Raw genomic sequence first — 17,243 nt, forward strand, 5'->3', positions numbered from 1 at the left:
TTATTACTGGCCCCCGTTAACCAACGTCACTTCTTTATTGAAAATAACCTTGGTATTCCCTCCATATGGATTAACAATCGATGCTTGGATAACAGCCGTTCCACTTGCTATTGCATTCGAGATTTCTATGGTTCCATTTTTTTTCACTATGACATGATCGTCGCCAGATACTTTCGACCAGTTCAAAGCAAAAGAAGGAATCTCGACGCCGAAAAGTTTGAGTGAGTATTTATGCTTCTTGCCATTGGCCGTTATTTTTACCTCTGCTGTTGCTTCAGAACGGGCATATGCGACAATAAATGCGTTAATGGCGGGTTCGTCATACAATAGCTTTTGTTGAATGTTTTGTGCCGTTGCCATTAGGTCTTTAGGTGTAATGTTTAGTTTGTTTAATAATAAGCTGAATTTATACTCATCTGTTTTAACAAGCATTTGATTCAAAGCTTCGAACAATATAAGTTTTGTCTTCTGTTTGTTCCCAAGCAGTTGGATAAACTCTCTTGGAGATTTTTTTGAGAGAATATCTGTTACCGTGCCCTCGATGCCTTTGTGACTCTCGCCGTCCCCGAATAGAAATAATAAGAGATCATCGGTCGTAATGTTCTCCACACCACCCGCTTCTCCAAATTCCTTCAGCATCATCAGTAATTGTGGATTCGTTCGTAACTCCTCCAATTGAGAGGCTTGTGGATCGTATTCGAATGAACCGATTGCCTTGAAAATATGAAACAGACTGCCCTTTAGCAGCACTTGATCAGCAGATTCAGGCAGCTTTACGCTAATTTTATCCCATACTGGATCAAGCAGTGTATGGTCGTTCGAGTAGTTCAGCTTCATGACTTCTTCACGCAGCTTACTTACATTCTGTTTATCCTCCGAATCGCTAGACCTAAATGCAGCATAAAGCTTGTTAAGCCGTTCCAAATACTGACTAGACGTCCTAATCGTTGTAGATGGACCATCAGATGTCCAATTGCCGTTAGGGAGCTGCGCTTCTATTTTAAACGTATATAAGGTATCCGTTTGTAGATTCGTTACTTCATAAGTGTGGGTGGTATTGCTCACTGAATCTATTGCGTCTCCGTTACTATATATCCGGTAACCTAAGCTACCTTCTGCTGATGGCCAGGATAGCGTAAGAGAGTTTCGTTTGATATTCTCTGCCTCTAAGAGACTTCCTTCTGGCCATACGGGTTTCTGGATTGTGAAGCTGCTTGAGTATTCACTTGAACCTCCGTATAAATTCGTGGCAATGATTTCAAGAGAATGATAACCGTCCTGTAATTCCAGGGTTGCTGCGGTCATCGTCTCCGTTTGCCTGTTGTAGCTGTTCTGAACCTTTTGACCATCGACTTTAACTGTAATTACGCCATAGAAAAATCCAAAAGGTCTATCCGTTATTTTGGCCGAGATAATCAGCTGGTCTGACGTCAGTATTTCTAAGCTGCTCGGATATACGTCCGAAATAACCGGAGGGTCGATCCGCAAAGGCGTTTCAATAAATTCATAGGGTCCATCTGTCGTCCAACCGCCATCAGGGAACTCAGCTTGCACTTGAAAGCCGTAAGTGGTAGCAGGGTTCAGCTCTGTTACATGATACGAGTTTACATTTCCATCCACCGTACCTATTAGCCTCTGGTCGGCATATATCCGATAGCTCTTGCTTCCTTCCGCAGGAGACCACGATAAAGTAAGCGAATTCCACTTAATATTTGATGCGGTTATACGGCTACCGTCTGGCCACAAGGATGTTTTAACGTAGAAGGTCCCTGAATATTCTGATAGGTTGCCGGCTTTGTCCGTGGCGCGGATTTTATAAGAGTGGGGACCGTTCTTCAAATCATAAATATAAGTAAAAACGGATCCGTGCATATAATTTACTTCAAGTGGACGGTCATCAATCAAAAATTCGTATGAGCTAAGTCCTAATCCGTCATCCCTAATACCCGCGGATATGCGTGTCTTTGTCTCTGAAATAAGATGGCCATCTGCAGGGTATACATTTGAGATGATTGGCGGTGTAATATCTGCTTTCAATATGACGTGAACACTTATAGTGACTGAATTTCCCACTGTATCGAAAGCGGTGATGATAACATCTTTTTCTCCTATGGGCAAGGATTCAAGATTCATGTTTCCTTTCCAGCATGTTGTGCTCATACTGCATGAATCGAGATTTAAGGTGAGTTGTTCAACCTGCGCGGTAACTTTTGCGATAGGGTACCTCGTAAAGGAGACGTGAACACCTAAGTACATCTGGTCACCAACTATTGTCCTGTCTTCCAGATAGGAAAGGGTAATTTCCATATGGTTTGTTAATGCTGTTGAACTAGGGATTTCTTCTTGTGCGTGAGCAGTAAGTGGCAATGAAATCAAAACTAGCAATCCAAAAAAGATGAAAAACGGTATGGTCGAGCGATTTTTTTTCATAAATACCTCCATATTCCTTATTTTGATATTTTTAATAGTTATTCAATTCGCGTATAATATATCATTTTGGTTTGCTTTATGAATATAGTTCTTGAGTAATGAAGGTACTATAAAAGTTAGAACTGTTGTCACTTAGGAGGATTAGCTACGATGGGGATAACAAAAAGTCGTTCAGAATTGTTCGGAACTAGGGGGGGCTAAAGTTGCTCATAAGAAAGTTTTTGAGTGCTTATTTTACTTCGTGGATCATGATATTTATGACTAGCTTTTCATTTGTTTCCTACCCTGCACCGGGGGAAGAAGTGAATTGGCATGCGGCTTCAGACTTTGCAAGCTGGACGTTTGTCATCTCGATGTATGTTGTTCCGAGTACTTTTATTTATGGTATTCTTGTATCTTTACTTCTTGAGAAGGCAGCGATTAGGCTGAAGATTTCAGGACCGACAGAATGGCTGCTATCGGGATTTCTACATGTTTTCTTCGGTGTTTTCTTCGGTATCGTCCTTCAAGCCTCTCTATTTAGTATTATGGGTGGCACAGCGGCTATTCTCTTCTTCTTGTTAGATCGCTTGTTCCTCTGGATAGGGCCCCGAATGAGTAAAGGAAAGGTTATTACCTTCATCGGAATGCCCCTACTGCTATTTACTGTACTTATTATTTCGATACAAGTAAACGCACCGCCAAAACCGCCCTTTACCGCTGAGGATGCTTTGCAATTTGCTACTGCGAGAGATGGCACGGTCACCGATTTATTTCCTGATGGAATTGGAAAAATCCAGCTTGAAGTAGAAGGCTATCAAGTCGAGAGGGAAACCGCGATTGAACTAACCGATTATAAGGAGCGTTATCTGGTTCATTTTATCGAGCGTTGGCGAAAAGGGGAGGAAACGGGTGAACAACGGTTGAGTTATGATTTGACTCGGGGCTCGTTGACTCTACATGAAGAAGTTGGGCCCGATATTCCTTACCGGAGATGAGTTGATTCACTTTTTGGAATGAGAAGAATGGTAGGAACTACTCAACTATATATGTTAACTTATTTTTGTGATAGAATGGTTGACATATGAGTTGATTTACAGGTAAGGAGACATTTTGAACATGACAATCCGATTGCGAGGCCATCATTTACTATGCTTGCTAGGTTATAGGGGTATGGGATACTCAGCTGAATTTTGTGCCAATATGACGCTTATCTATGAAACGCTTAGGACGATGCCGGAGACCGAGGTGGAAATCGTTGCTGGGCCGGATGACATTTGTGTGAAGTATCCAACAGATAAAACGAATCACTGCAACGGAACCGTTCATCATGTGGATGATGCGGTTTTGGTGAGGCTGGGACTAAAGGCTGGTGCTCGCGGCAGCTGGCAAGAGATATGCAGCGAAATAGCAGACAAGATCGTACCAGCTGATATTAGCCATTTATGTGCGACCTGCCCGTGGGAATCGTATGGAGTATGTCAAGATGGCGTTTTGCATGTGGTTGAGGGAAGACCGCTTCCGGCGGTTAAAGCATGAAGTAGCGTAAGTCGTACACATCTACAATTCAGGCAACAAAAATAGGTCTGCACAAGGTCATATAATGACCGTTAGTGCAGACCTTTTCAAATATTTATTTCTCGATTGTCTCTAAATATTTCTTTATGAAGGCGATCGCATTTTCAGGGTTTTTGGCATCTCCGCGAATACCGATAATCATGTCCGTCTTATATAGAGGAAGATCATCGACAAGCCTACTCGTACTTAAATCAATACCATAAACATGCTCAGTTGTATCCTCTTCCGTCTTAAGCTTCATCAAAAGCTCGTCCTTCAGCAAAGGCTTTAATTCACCTTCAACCGCTTCATCCATACTTGTTAGAACGCCCTGCACACCGATCCATTTGAAAATATCGCGGTCCATAATATACACATCTGGATGCTCTGTGGCTAAAATAAGGACTGCTTTTTGCAAATAAGCAAATTGAGACTGCTCATCCGGTGGAACAAATGTTAACGTTGATGCAAATCTTTTCCATTCGGGAAACGCTGCCAAAAGGGCCTTTTCAATAGGCTCATCTTCAGGAGTGCCTTCCTCCAACATGTAATTACCCATAAGCGACACATTTAGATCGATAGGAGGCAAGCTAGCAAGTCGCGCCTGTTCTTCCCGGTAATCGACGAAGCTAATAATTCCATAAATAATGAGTGCTACTGCTGCAATGGCGCCAATTGTATGAAACTTGTAATAACGCCAAAAATGATCCATCTTCTGTGCTTGTCCAGCCATCTTCTTGTATTTTCCGTATTCTTGTTCGTTAAACGCATCGGTCAGCTTTCGATCCTCATACTCTAAAATAAGTCGATAGGCTTTCGTGATTTCCCCAAAAGAGTCCACTGCTTCTTCTGAGTCTTGCGGCTTCGTTTTGGTGCGCGCTTGACGCATTAATAGCGTATAACGTTTTTCTACTTCTTCTTTCGCTGCAAACTCCTGCAACCCCATAGTCTCATAGGCTTGTTTCAATTCGTCCACCATGTCACCTCGATTAGTAAGTAGCTCCTGAATGATTCCTATCTATTAGTATACGGAATTCTGCGACTAACGCAAATTTACAATTTCATATCTAGTAAACGCTCACAATGAATTGCTCATTATAAGCTACGTTAATCGAACAGGTATCCAATTCCTGTGTAGTGACTCTAATAGTGTGATGAAGAATCCCCTAGTATGGGGGTTCTTTGTGTTATATATTTAGAGTGTCTGATTTTTGTGCAAAATAGATGTTATATAGGCTTTCATAATGAGCGTAATTTGATTCTTACAAGCAGTTAGTAGAAAAATGCAAGAGAGCGGTTTAAGTGGACGACTACAGCTTCGAAACGACTGTGCGAGCTGGGGTTAACACCGCCCAACCTATATTTTAAAAGTATTTAAATTGGTTGGTTGCTAACAATAACTAGAACAACAGAGCTGATAAGTGAGGGAATAGGAATGTTTGATCCAACAGTGTTTGACAACTTTAAAGTAGCTTTAGAAAATCAGATTTATGATTTGGATAACTTGGATCGTAGGCTGGATGTTACAAACCGAATAGATAGGCTCGAAATGGCTGTTATGTCTCGAGAGTTTGTGCTTCAATTTAAGCTTCCTGACCGTAAAGAGGTGTTTGCTGAGGTTTTGCTAACAGCTTCATTGAAGGATCTGGCTATGGAAATATTAGAGCAGCCAGGAGAGAAGCCTGCCTGTTCATTGGGGTTGCGCTTCTCTATGCAGCTAGTCAATGTGGCTGTGCAGTGTGAGAAAGTCGAACGAATAATGATGCGTATATGGAGTCCCGAGCTTCCACCAATCCAAACGATAAGCCACGTATACGGTGCTGAAAGTCCAGTCTATTTAAATACGATAGAGCTAAGCTTTAACCGTAAAATCAGTGAGGATCAGATGGACGACATCGAGGAGCTAGTTGAACATATGCTTCAAACACTTCAAGAATTAAATGAAATAATGGATTAAGTGTCTCGGTTATGCTATAGTACGGAAGAACAACTGAAGAAGAAAGTCCGGTGCCTCATCGTGAGATGAACACGGCTGCCGGGAGAGGTTCGCGAACTCCCTCTATAAAAAACTATGTAAAAACGATGGCCCGTCAGGAGGCATCGTCGTTTTTGCGTTCGGCGCGAAGCGGGCACACCGCTTCGCGCCGTTTCTTTGGTTTTTTTAACGCAAGATGAAGGAATTCGGGTGATCTCTGTCTTCTCGGAACATAAGAGAGGGAGATGCAGCATGAAGAAAGACAAAGCAGTCGTTGTTTTCAGCGGCGGTCAAGACAGCACGACCTGTCTCTATTGGGCAAGGGAGCGCTTCGAGGAGGTTGAGGCTGTAACCTTCAACTATGGACAGCGTCATAAGCTGGAGCTTGAGTGTGCAGCAGATATAGCGAAAGAGTTGAATGTTAAGCATCACATTTTAGATATGTCCTTGCTTAATCAATTAGCTCCAAACGCTCTTACAAGGGATGATATCGCCATAGAGCAGAAGGAAGGGGAGCTTCCATCGACGGTCGTAGACGGTCGGAATCAGCTGTTTCTTACTTTTGCCGCAGTGCTCGCCAAGCAAATTGGAGCGAAGCATATCGTAACGGGAGTTTGCGAGACGGATTTCAGCGGATACCCGGACTGCAGGGATGTTTTTGTGAAATCGTTAAATGTTACGTTGAATTTATCGATGGACTATCCGTTTGTTATCGACACTCCACTGATGTGGCTTAACAAAGCGGAGACATGGGAGCTCGCAGATAAGCTTGGAGCATTTGATTTTGTTCGGGAACGGACTTTGACTTGCTATAACGGAATTATTGCGGATGGCTGCGGCGATTGCCCTGCCTGTTTGCTTCGGAAAAAAGGGCTGGATGAATATTTAGCTGAACGACGTGTACGGAGTGCGATTATATGATGATGCAGCAAATGTATCCCGCAGCTAATCACTCGTTCCAATATGAGCTTAACAAGGATTTTCACTTCGCTGCTGCTCACTACGTTCCAGCCGAAGAAGCGGGCAAGTGCAAGCAGATGCATGGTCATACGTACTATGCGAACGTTACAGTAGCCGGAGATGAACTGGATTCTGCGGGGTTCTTGGTGAATTTCGCTATTATTAAGCAGCTCATTCATGATCGATTTGACCATACGGTTCTTAATGATGATGCCGAGAGCTTTAGCGACCTGGATGCAGACCGTTTTCCGACAACAGAAGTAGTTGCCCGTACGATTTGTGAGATTATTCAGAAGCATCTGGATGGTACGATCAATCATCCGCAATGTGTTCAGGTTTACTTGCGTGAAACGCCGACGAGCTATTGTATCTACCGACCTAAACCAAAGGTGGGCCTGCATGATGAGCGCTAGAAAAATTCCCGTCATGGAAATATTCGGACCTACAGTGCAAGGGGAAGGCATGGTAATAGGACGGAAGACGATGTTCGTGCGGACAGCTGGCTGTGATTATAGCTGCTCTTGGTGCGATTCCGCGTTTACTTGGGACGGAAGCGGCAAAGAAGATATTCGCCAACTGACGGCGCTTGAAATTATAGAACAATTGAAACAAATTGGTGGCAATACGTTCGAGCATGTAACCATTTCCGGCGGAAACCCAGCGCTGCTGCTACAATTGAGTGAGTTAATTAATGAATTGCATAAGCAAAACATTAGCGTTGCGCTGGAGACACAGGGCAGCCGCTGGCAAAAATGGTTTTGGAACATTGATGAATTAACGTTGTCTCCAAAGCCTCCAAGCTCTGGCATGACGACCAATTGGGAAGTGCTCGACGATATTGTCAGCAAATTAATGCAGAAATCACGCAGCTTTTGTATGAAAGTTGTCGTGTTTGATGAATTAGACTTGGAATATGCCACTTTCGTACATTTACGTTATCCGCAGATCCCGTTTTATTTGCAGGCGGGGAACGGCAATCTTCAGGAAGCGGAGCCAAAGCATATGCTCCCTTATTTAGTGGAGCGCTATGAATGGTTAATAGATAAAGTTATGCCAGACCCTGACTTGAAGCGGGTTCATGTATTGCCTCAACTTCATACATGGGTTTGGGGCAATAAGAAGGGTGTATGAGAGTGCGTGTAATAGGAAGGGCGGAAACCAACATGAATGGAAGAAGTAAGGAACAACTAGACGGCGTAACGCTGCTCGGCAATCAAGGGGTGGAGTATCTTTTTAACTACTCGCCTGACATTTTGGAGTCATTCGATAACAAACATCCGAACCGTGATTATTTTGTAAAATTTAATTGTCCAGAGTTTACAAGCCTATGTCCAATTACGGGTCAGCCCGATTTTGCGACGATATACATTTCTTATATCCCAGATTGTAAAATGGTAGAGAGTAAGTCGCTCAAACTATATTTGTTCAGCTTCCGCAATCATGGCGATTTCCATGAGGACTGCATGAATATCATCATGAACGACCTCATCGAATTGATGGACCCTCGTTATATTGAAGTATGGGGAAAATTCACTCCGCGTGGCGGCATTTCGATCGACCCTTACTGCAATTGGGGGCGACCGGGCACCAAATATGAGCAGATGGCGGAGCATCGCCTCATGAACCATGACTTGTATCCGGAGAAGGTTGATAATCGTTAGTTGGGGTATAGGTAGTAGGGCAGGATATGGGTCAAGATTAGGGTTAGTTTATAGAAGGAACATAGCATGAATACCACAGGAATACAGAAGGATTACAGCAGGAATAATGCGGGAATAGAAATAGGGCAAGTATATAGCAGCATGTGCAGACCGCCTTCTTTGGATAGGCGGTCTGTTTTTTGATGGATATAATTTGAATTGATTAGCAGATACAAAAGATTGAGGATTAGCAGATACAAAAGATTGAGGATTAGCTGATACAAAAGATTGATGCTGAGTATAAAGGAGTAAGCCCAACCTACCGGAATTTATTATCGGATTCATATGATGTCGAAGGCTTGTTCGTAGCAGCTTAGTGTTGGGAACAGTGGAAGGAGTGGCAGCTAATTGAGTCTTCGACCTTTACTGAAGGTAACTCACTATTTAATGAGGATAATCTCACTAATATCAAGGGTTCGGGATACAATGTTCGGTAGAATGAGGTAAACCTCACTCCCCATGAAGCTAACTTCATCACGAGTGAGGTTTGCCTCACTATGTGTAAAGCCGAAAAATAGCTGCATAGAAATTAGTGAATCTAACCTCACAATTATTGAGTTTCTCCTCACAGTAAGAAGGTTTTTGTATAATTATGGGGGACTGATGATTAAATGATCAGTTTGTGATGCTAGTAAGATCGGATATGAAATTTAAATACACTAATACGTCCAATAAGGAGTGATCATCGGTTATGTTTTGTGAACATGTCAAGTCAAACTTTACATGGACCAACCCCACAACCCATCTCACTCACTCCTGCTTCTTAATCTCCGCTGATAAGCAAAATGATTTGTCGGGCCGTGCCCGGCGCCGATTCCGAGCTGATCCTCGATCGCCGCTTGGATGAAGAGTTTGGCAGTCTGTATTGCCTCCATGACGGTTCTGCCGCGAGCAAGCTCGGCGGTGATGGCGGCGGAGTAGGTGCATCCCGTGCCATGAGTATGTCTAGTTGCGATTCGTTTGCTCTCGATATAACTGAAGTTTACTCCATCGTAGATTAGATCGACGATTGGTTCTGACTCCGCAGCGTGGCCACCCTTTATAATGACATAACGTGAGCCCATTTGGATCATACGTTTGGCTGCTTCTTCTCGGTCTCTAAACGTACGGATCGCCATCCTTGCAAGCAGTTCCGCCTCTGGAATATTGGGCGTAGTTACGAGTGCGAGTGGCATCAGTTGCTGAACGAGAGCTTGCAGTGCTTCCTGCTGCAGTAGGGAAGAGCCTCCTTTGGCTACCATGACCGGGTCTATAATCAGATTAGTCCAGCCGTACTGATCTACTTTGGCGGCGACGATTCGAATGATTTCTCCGTTAAATAACATGCCGGTCTTTACTGCGTCAGGCTGTAAATCCGAGCCGATGGAGTCAAGCTGCTCGCTAATTGCTTCATATTCAAGCGGATACACTCCTTGTACGCCCAATGTATTCTGTGCGGTGACCGCTGTTATAACAGACATGCCGTATGTACCAAGCTCCTGGAAGGTTTTCAAATCTGCCTGAATGCCCGCGCCGCCGCCGCTGTCTGAGCCGGCTATCGTCAATGCTTTGTATACGTTCATCGTTTATTCTCCTCCTTAGTAATCCTCCCTAGTATTTTTCCCTAGTTGATAAATGCATCCTCAGCCTTAATATCCGCAGGTAGCAATTCGTTAGCAACCAGCCACTCTCGTACTTTTTCCCATGAAGCAGCATCCTGATGACCAAAAGGTTGATCTTCTGCATCCATCAGCGGCAGTAAAATGTCTAGGCTCTTCGTTTCGATTTCCTTATCGAGCGGCGACGTCTGATCTTCATGCTCGAACAAAATAGTCAATGCCTGCTCCTTATTTTGTTGAACATATTGCTGTCCCTCGGTGATGGCTTGGATGAACTTTTCAAATATAGCCTGTTTATCCTTCACCCCTTGATCACTAGCAACGAGCACGAGCTCGTAATAATCTGGCACGCCATAGTCAGTAGGGCTCAAAGCTGTCATCGGATAACCTTCTTTTTCAAGAAGCAATTGCTCGTGATTAATAAATCCGCCTATGATTGCATCTACATTCTTAGTTGAAATAGCTGGGATGAAGCCAAAGCCTACGTCTATCATATGGACATTGTCAGCGTCCCCGCCATCATGCTTAATCATTGTTCTCATCATCGCTTCATACAGGGGAATGGAGGAGTAGCCAACTTTTTTGCCTGTTAAATCTTTAGGTGATTTAATTGCTCCGTCTTGCGGTACCATCAAATGATTGAGCGGATGTCTAACGATTGCAGCAATCGATTTTACAGGTATATTTTCGCCGCGTGCCATAAGTATTTGAGGCTGATAGCTTAGCGCCAGGTCGATTTTACCTGCGGCTACAAGCTTCAAAGCATCGTTGGTATCCGCAGGCATTTGTATGTCGACCTCTAAGCCTTGCTTCGCGAAATACCCGTTTTTTTGCGCAGCGTATAGGAAGGAATGCACAGCGTTCGGATACCAGTCCAGCATAATGCTCAGCTTTTGCAACGGCTGCTCCACTGTGGGAGCGGTAGATGCGGCTGCTTGTTTATTGCCCGAATTATTCGTATTCAAACCGCCACAGCCACTTATTAGAAGCATTAAGGCCGCAAGCAGCAATGGTAATAGCTTTTTAATATTCGATTTGCTTCCGGATTTTATATGTAAATGGACTCTTGATTTCATTCTTAATTGCATTTTCACCATATTTAATTGCTTTTTCATTTCCGATTGCCTCTTCTCATAAATAGTATTTTTTCTAGTAGTACCATACTTAGAAACAGGATGACACCCATCAATGACAGCAAGAAAACGGATGCGAACATCGAATCGGTATTCAGATTGCTGGACATGCGGCGACTGTAGTAGCCTAAGCCTGCGCTTCCTCCAAGCCATTCGCCGATAGTAGCGCCTACCACGCAATAGACGATAGACAGCTTAAGACCGGAGAAGAAGGAGGGCAGTGCGATAGGGACCTGGATTTTGCGAAAAATATCCCACCGATTCGCCCCTATCGTCAATAGTAGCTCCCTGTAATCCTTATCTCCGTGGCATAGCCCATCATATGTGCTGACTACAATGGGGAAGAAGGCGGTCAGAAACACAACAGCGACTTTACTCCAGATGGTATAGCCGAACCACATAATGAAGATGGGTGAAATCGCAATAAGCGGGATCGTTTGACTAATGACGATCAAAGGGTAAAGCGCCTTCTCAAGCGTTCGGAAAGTTTGCATGCCCACAGCAAGAGCCACACCACCGATAACAGATAAAAAAAAGCCAAAAGCAACCTCTCTAAGCGTAACGAGCAAATGTTTGCCCAGCAAAAGTTCGCGATCCTCAATTAGCGCACGCCCAATGGATAAAGGAGCGGGTATAATAAAGGACGGGACCCAGCCAAGTCGAACGATCAATTCCCAAGCTAACAAGAAGAAAAACGATAGCGCTATAAATAGTCCGTAGTTACCTAGCCATGTATTAGATTGTTGTTTGCGCATATAGCCTTCGCTCCAAATCTTGTCTCAGCTGTATAAACTGCGGTTCGTAGTTAATCTCAAAGTGTCTGGGTCTGGGCAAATTGACTTGAATTTCTTGAACGCCTTGCTCAGCTTCATTTGACAGCATATAAATACGATCGCTAAGTAGAATGGCTTCTTCCAGATCATGTGTAATGAACAAAACGGTTTTCTTCATGTCTCCCCAAAGAGCTAACAGCCATTTATGCATCTCTCGCTTGGTCATCGCATCTAACGCACCAAAGGGCTCATCGAGCAGCATCAGCTCTTGACCGGTAATTAGCGTCCTTAGAAATGCGACACGCTGCCGCATTCCCCCTGACAATTGATCGGGATAGAGCTGCTCGCAGCCAGCTAAGCCAAAGCGTTCCAGCGTTGCTCGAATTTCTGCGGTCTTTTCTTGTTTGTTGACCTTTGCGATCTCTAAGGGAAGCAAACAGTTTTCAAGGACGGTCCTCCACGGCAGCAATAAATCCTTTTGAGGCATGTAGGCGATTTTACCGAGACGGTTGGAGATTCGTTGTCCGTTAAAAAGAATTTCCCCATGCGTAGGCTCTAGTAACCCTGCCAGCATCTTGAATAATGTACTTTTGCCAGAGCCGCTTGCTCCAATAACAGAAACGAATTCACCCATGCGAACGTCCATGGAAATCCCGGACAATAAAGGATGTTCGTAAGCGGGCGAAAAAGAGAAAGTCAGTTTTCTCAGCGATAATAGGGCAGTAATAAACAAACCTCCTTCAAAGCTCGCGAAGCAGATTCACTTCGTAAGCAGGTATGTAAACAAATAAAAACCCACCCATTTCCGAAGGAAACGAGTGGGTCAAAAAATTCAGTCAGGCTAACGCCGATGAATGAAAGTCTTGTTCCACTTCCCTCCGCTGGAATGATCCAGATCAGGTTCCAAGGGTCCAGAGCGGATGCTCCATCTCAGTCGTTAGACTCCCCTAGTGAAATAAATAGAAGATATTTGATTTGTTTTTTCAATACTATAGCATACACTGGAGATATGTAAATCATAATTATTTGAGAAGGCGTTGAAATAGATGAAAAATCTGCTCGTTACCGGCTATCGTGCCCATGAGCTTAATATTTTTAATGAGAAGCATAAAGGCATTGTATATATCAAAAAAGCGCTCACCAGCAAGCTGATTCCATTAATAGAAGAGGGCTTGGAATGGGTTATTACACCCGGTCAATATGGGGTGGATTTGTGGGCTTGTGAGGTCGTTATCGAGCTCAAGAAATCGTATCCGCAGTTGAGGCTGTCGATTTTATCTGCATACAGCAACCCTGACGAGAAATGGAAGGACGATAAAAAGGAATTTTATCAGCAAATTTTAAAAGGGGTCGATTATTACGCTGCCGTAAGCAAGCAGCCGTATGATGGGGTTTGGCAGTTCACCGCCAGGGACGAGTTGTTATTTCGCAAAACCGATGGGATTGTTCTCGTTTATGATGAAGATGCGGGCGAAGGCAGTCCACGTTTTTTTAAAGAAAAGGCATTGAAGAAGCAGCAAGCGGACGGTTATCTATATATCAATATTAGCTCGGAGGACATTCAAAGCATTGCTGATGATGAGGGTTTCCATGAGATGGAGTAGTCAGCAACAACCGGGAATATGAGAGAGGGAGAGTCGTATTTTCTTGATGTTTTAATTCGAATCTATGAAAATAATTTTGTGAAAATATTATTGTTGACACAAAGGATTTTGAGTTGTTATAATAATCCAAATTACATAAATCCGATTAAAACCGTCGGAATAAATTTGATGGAGGTATTGTTCATGTCAAAATCAGTTGCTACGTATACCAAGCTTCTAACAGCACTCCTCTTATCCTTTTCTATCGTATTTGCGCAATCGGCTGCTTACGCGGCTTCTCCAGCACCTGTTGCAGCAACTATTGCTGAATCGCAAGAAGATGGGGTAGCGCAGTATAAGCAATTTTTGCAAGAGAAGCATGGCGTTAATCTTACAGGAACGATTACGAAAGGCCAGTTTATAGATGCTGTAGCTGACATACTTGGTTACGAGCCTACAGGTAAAGAGGTTGCTTTTACTGATGTGAAGGGGAGCGACGCATTGTTTCCAGCTGCTGCTGCTCTATATGAGAATGGTATTCTATCAGGACCTGCTATACAGGGAGACGGACAACTAACGAATGTGGTTGCCATTTCTATTGCAGTAAGAGCGGCTGATCTTAAAGAGCTGGCTTACACTTATCCTACTGCAAAGGTTAATAAAGCGCTTAGCGCACTTCATGTAAACGGAAGCACACTAGGTACTAAGGTGGCTCAGGAGTTGGCGCTTGCCGTTGATACGGGTCTTTTGCCAGCAGAATTTTATACGAACTTCAAACCAAAGGACATTGCGAGCGAGCAGTTGATCAACACGCTTCTAGGTAAAGTTCTTATTACAAAAGGTCTTTACAAGCAATACATCGGCTACGTTAACGATGCTGATATTTATTCAAAGCTGAAAAGCGCTTACGAAAATTCCGATATTATTGATGCGCCAAATCTGCAAAAGCTTGTTAATACGGCATTGGAGCAGCAGCTGATTACCGGCTACAGCTTGAAGGATTCCCGCTTTGAGCCTAACTTTATTCCATCACTTTCGCTTGTTTACGGACATTCCGATTATAAGCATGCTGTACAGCTAATTGGATTGCTGAGAAGTGAAGGGCTAAATGCGAAAGTACAATTCGAGCCTAAAACATCCGCTTTCGTGCATTTGGCAGAGTGGGGAGATCCAGGTCCGAACGTTGTACAAATCGCTAACGGTAACTATATCGCTTACGCGAAAGAATACGATCTAGAATTTGAATTTAAGACAGCTGCAGATAAAGCTGCTTTCGACAGCGTTATCGAAAGCTATGCAAAGAAAAACGAGGATGGTCAAGCTGGTCTGATCGCTAGCTCATGGTGGCAGCCGCTCTATTATTCTTCAACGGAATTAAAGGGTTATGAAATTATTACAAACAACTTTATTTCCGATGAAGACAGCCCTTATACAGTAAATCCTTTCTCACTCAACGAGGATTCTGCCAAAGTGGTAGCAGGATTGAAAGCCATCGACCCTGATGTTACGATTACGCCAACACAATTTTGGGTGGATAAGCCTTTCTTCAGATATTTGCATGGTGAGTCTAAGTAAATGATTGGTTAAGTAGATAATCGTTTAAGAGAATAATAGCCTAAGAGAGCTTAAGAGAATAATAGCTTAAGTGAATAGTGTAACCAGAACAACATAACCAGAACAGCCTAACTAGAACAGACTAACTAGAACAGACTAACTAGAACAACCATAACCAGAACAACCTAACTAGAACAGCCCAACCATGAACAGATGGTTTGGGCTGTTTTTTTCTGATATGTGCAGCAGATATACGGTTATATTTGCTTAGTGTGATATATTGAAACTAGTTGCTTAACGCTACTCGTAGTCGAGCCGATAATTTCAATTTGTGAACCTAAATGAGTTTTTTTGCATGGTTTCCTCAGAAAGAAGCTATCTAGTCTCAAGAACTGAAACTAATACAAGGTTTATTGAGTTGAAGTCTAAATTAATTTCAGAAACTGAAACTAAATTAGATTTAGGCGAGAGTCAGCCGTTTTCAAATAAGGAGTAAAGGTTTTGTGGAATAGAGGTATGTCCCAGACGATTAAAGAAGTTCGTTCTCACTCTCATTCATAAATCGGAGGTGCCCAAATGAACCAAATGAACCAAATGACAGCCAGCGCGCAAAAGCTGGAAGCTTGGTTAAGGCAGCATGCAGATCCAGCAAAGGCTGAGCCGATGAAAGCATACCTGCGCAATCAATTTGACTTTTTAGGAATAAAGTCGCCTGAGCGAACGCAGCTTTTGCGTGAGTTCTGGAAGCAGAACGAAGTGCCGAAGGGCGACGAGCTGCTTCTAACTGCTGCACAGCTGTGGGAACTGCCGGAACGTGAATTTCACTACGCGGCCATGGCTCTGCTTGAGAAATATAAGAAGCACGCCGAGCCTGCCTATATTGATGTGCTGGAAGGAATGGTTACGTCTAACTCTTGGTGGGATACGGTCGATTTTTTGGCGCCTCATCTAATCGGGTATCATTTCTCCAAATACCCAGCGCTTATTCCTGTCTATACGGAACGCTGGGTCCATTCAGATAATCTGTGGCTTCGTCGTTCTGCTATTTTGTATCAGCTCAAGTATAAACAAAGCACCGACACGGTTCGATTGTTTGAATTCATTAGTCGTTTAAAAGATGATCCTGATTTTTTTATTCGCAAAGCGATAGGCTGGTCGCTTAGAGAGTATGCCAAAACCGATTCAACCGTTGTGCGGCAATTTGTAGCGGAAACCGCTCTATCGCCTCTTAGCAGGAAAGAGGCGATGAAGCATCTGACTAATTAGATTTCTTTTTTATTGAAATAGATAAGTCCGCCTGCAAAAAATACGATAAAGCTTCCTACTATCGTAATAAATAAGCTCTCAAGCGGCAGTGTGAGCGCGCCAAACTTCTCTGTACTGAATGCAAGCATGACTAAACTCGGTTGAGCCCACGGATAAAAGGGACCATATGTCGCAGAATTGATGACCAGCATATTTGGAACGGTCAGCATGACATTGATCGCAAGCGGTGCCGCGAAGCTGCTCCAGCTGATGGATACCCACAATTGCAGGGCAGCGAGCGGCAAGCATGCGATCCAGCCGCCGATAGCGCTAGTAAGCAGAGTTTCCCATGATACCTCTGTTATCCCTTGATAGGCGGAAGCTAGCAATACAGCTCCAACGAATAATAGCTGCGTGACCGCAAGCAGCATGGCAACCCATGTGAATTTGGCTAAATACAACGCCGTTCGAGAGATAGGCAGCGTAAGCAACTGCTTCCAGCCTCCTCCGCTATGTTCATAGCGGCATATGAATGCTGAGAAAATACCGGTTAATATAGGCAGGAACAGCATGGCATGAAAGGAACCCATCGAAGATAGCAAAATGAGATATTGTATATCCTCTTGTCCAGGCTGAAAGGAAATCATCATACCGAGCAGCATCGCCAGCAAAGGACTGATCGGGACGAGCAGCCAGATGAATGATTTGGAAAGCTTCAGCTGTTCTGAGGCAAGTACTCTAAAAAATGTTCCCATC

Annotated in this window: 17 protein-coding genes and 2 riboswitches; of the genes, 10 read left to right on the forward strand and 7 right to left on the reverse strand. The window is 43.6% G+C overall.

Annotated features, from left to right (window positions below; genetic code table 11):
* Nucleotides 1–3 precede the first annotated feature (3 nt).
* A complete protein-coding gene (locus AC0YN7_RS07910; protein WP_475809411.1) occupies nucleotides 4–2,430 on the reverse strand; it encodes a fibronectin type III domain-containing protein in 2,427 nt (808 codons plus the stop codon).
* Nucleotides 2,431–2,633: 203 nt separating this feature from the next.
* On the opposite strand from AC0YN7_RS07910, the gene AC0YN7_RS07915 reads away from it, so the two are divergent.
* Both AC0YN7_RS07915 and AC0YN7_RS07920 read left to right on the forward strand, forming a co-directional pair.
* Nucleotides 2,634–3,407, forward strand: coding sequence for a hypothetical protein (locus AC0YN7_RS07915; RefSeq protein WP_475809412.1), 774 nt, complete (start codon nucleotides 2,634–2,636; stop codon nucleotides 3,405–3,407).
* Nucleotides 3,408–3,528: 121 nt separating this feature from the next.
* Nucleotides 3,529–3,948, forward strand: a complete 420-nt coding sequence (locus AC0YN7_RS07920) for a DUF1284 domain-containing protein (protein ID WP_475809413.1) — start codon at nucleotides 3,529–3,531, stop codon at nucleotides 3,946–3,948.
* Nucleotides 3,949–4,042: 94 nt separating this feature from the next.
* On the opposite strand, the gene AC0YN7_RS07925 is transcribed toward AC0YN7_RS07920, so the two are convergent.
* A complete protein-coding gene (locus AC0YN7_RS07925) occupies nucleotides 4,043–4,945 on the reverse strand; it encodes a J domain-containing protein (protein WP_475809414.1) in 903 nt (300 codons plus the stop codon).
* A gap of 456 nt (nucleotides 4,946–5,401) precedes the next feature.
* On the opposite strand from AC0YN7_RS07925, the gene AC0YN7_RS07930 reads away from it, so the two are divergent.
* The 5 genes from AC0YN7_RS07930 (at nucleotide 5,402) to queF (ending at nucleotide 8,562) form a co-directional block, all read left to right on the forward strand.
* Nucleotides 5,402–5,923, forward strand: coding sequence for a hypothetical protein (locus AC0YN7_RS07930; RefSeq protein WP_475809415.1), 522 nt, complete (start codon nucleotides 5,402–5,404; stop codon nucleotides 5,921–5,923).
* Between the two features lie 78 nt (nucleotides 5,924–6,001).
* Nucleotides 6,002–6,045: riboswitch (PreQ1 riboswitch) on the forward strand.
* A 148-nt stretch (nucleotides 6,046–6,193) separates the two neighbouring features.
* Entirely contained in the window at nucleotides 6,194–6,862 is a 669-nt protein-coding gene (gene queC, locus AC0YN7_RS07935) for a 7-cyano-7-deazaguanine synthase QueC (RefSeq protein ID WP_475809416.1), read from the forward strand.
* Entirely contained in the window at nucleotides 6,862–7,314 is a 453-nt protein-coding gene (queD, locus tag AC0YN7_RS07940) for a 6-carboxytetrahydropterin synthase QueD (protein WP_475809509.1), read from the forward strand. Before queC ends, queD begins: the two co-directional genes overlap by 1 nt.
* Entirely contained in the window at nucleotides 7,304–8,032 is a 729-nt protein-coding gene (gene queE, locus AC0YN7_RS07945; RefSeq protein WP_475809510.1) for a 7-carboxy-7-deazaguanine synthase QueE, read from the forward strand. The genes queD and queE overlap by 11 nt, the downstream gene beginning before the upstream one ends.
* Before the next feature lie 32 nt (nucleotides 8,033–8,064).
* A complete protein-coding gene (queF, locus tag AC0YN7_RS07950) occupies nucleotides 8,065–8,562 on the forward strand; it encodes a preQ(1) synthase (protein ID WP_475809417.1) in 498 nt (165 codons plus the stop codon).
* 785 nt (nucleotides 8,563–9,347) lie between these two features.
* On the opposite strand, the gene thiD is transcribed toward queF, so the two are convergent.
* From thiD to AC0YN7_RS07970, 4 genes are all read right to left on the reverse strand, one after another.
* Nucleotides 9,348–10,163 (reverse strand): bifunctional hydroxymethylpyrimidine kinase/phosphomethylpyrimidine kinase, encoded by an 816-nt coding sequence (gene thiD, locus AC0YN7_RS07955; RefSeq protein ID WP_475809418.1) that lies wholly within the window; start codon nucleotides 10,161–10,163, stop codon nucleotides 9,348–9,350.
* Between the two features lie 41 nt (nucleotides 10,164–10,204).
* Nucleotides 10,205–11,191: an ABC transporter substrate-binding protein gene (locus tag AC0YN7_RS07960; protein ID WP_475809511.1), complete on the reverse strand. Its 987-nt coding sequence runs from the start codon at nucleotides 11,189–11,191 to the stop codon at nucleotides 10,205–10,207.
* Between the two features lie 119 nt (nucleotides 11,192–11,310).
* The gene (locus AC0YN7_RS07965; protein WP_475809419.1) at nucleotides 11,311–12,087 is read right to left on the reverse strand and encodes an ABC transporter permease; all 777 of its coding nucleotides are present in this window, start codon (nucleotides 12,085–12,087) and stop codon (nucleotides 11,311–11,313) included.
* Nucleotides 12,068–12,838, reverse strand: coding sequence for an ABC transporter ATP-binding protein (locus AC0YN7_RS07970; protein WP_475809420.1), 771 nt, complete (start codon nucleotides 12,836–12,838; stop codon nucleotides 12,068–12,070). Before AC0YN7_RS07970 ends, AC0YN7_RS07965 begins: the two co-directional genes overlap by 20 nt.
* A gap of 123 nt (nucleotides 12,839–12,961) precedes the next feature.
* Nucleotides 12,962–13,064: riboswitch (TPP riboswitch) on the reverse strand.
* Between the two features lie 87 nt (nucleotides 13,065–13,151).
* On the opposite strand from AC0YN7_RS07970, the gene AC0YN7_RS07975 reads away from it, so the two are divergent.
* The 3 genes from AC0YN7_RS07975 to AC0YN7_RS07985 all read left to right on the forward strand — a co-directional run bounded on the left by AC0YN7_RS07975 (nucleotide 13,152) and on the right by AC0YN7_RS07985 (nucleotide 16,508).
* Nucleotides 13,152–13,709 (forward strand): SLOG family protein, encoded by a 558-nt coding sequence (locus tag AC0YN7_RS07975; protein WP_475809421.1) that lies wholly within the window; start codon nucleotides 13,152–13,154, stop codon nucleotides 13,707–13,709.
* Nucleotides 13,710–13,892: 183 nt separating this feature from the next.
* Entirely contained in the window at nucleotides 13,893–15,263 is a 1,371-nt protein-coding gene (locus AC0YN7_RS07980) for an S-layer homology domain-containing protein (protein ID WP_475809422.1), read from the forward strand.
* Nucleotides 15,264–15,818: 555 nt separating this feature from the next.
* Complete coding sequence (locus tag AC0YN7_RS07985; protein WP_475809423.1) at nucleotides 15,819–16,508, forward strand: DNA alkylation repair protein; 690 nt, start codon at nucleotides 15,819–15,821, stop codon at nucleotides 16,506–16,508.
* On the opposite strand, the gene AC0YN7_RS07990 is transcribed toward AC0YN7_RS07985, so the two are convergent.
* A complete protein-coding gene (locus AC0YN7_RS07990) occupies nucleotides 16,505–17,242 on the reverse strand; it encodes an ABC transporter permease (RefSeq protein ID WP_475809424.1) in 738 nt (245 codons plus the stop codon). The two genes, AC0YN7_RS07985 and AC0YN7_RS07990, sit on opposite strands and share 4 nt — an antisense overlap.
* Nucleotide 17,243 lies beyond the last annotated feature (1 nt).

It is taken from the genome of Paenibacillus sp. J31R122, from assembly GCF_056269185.1.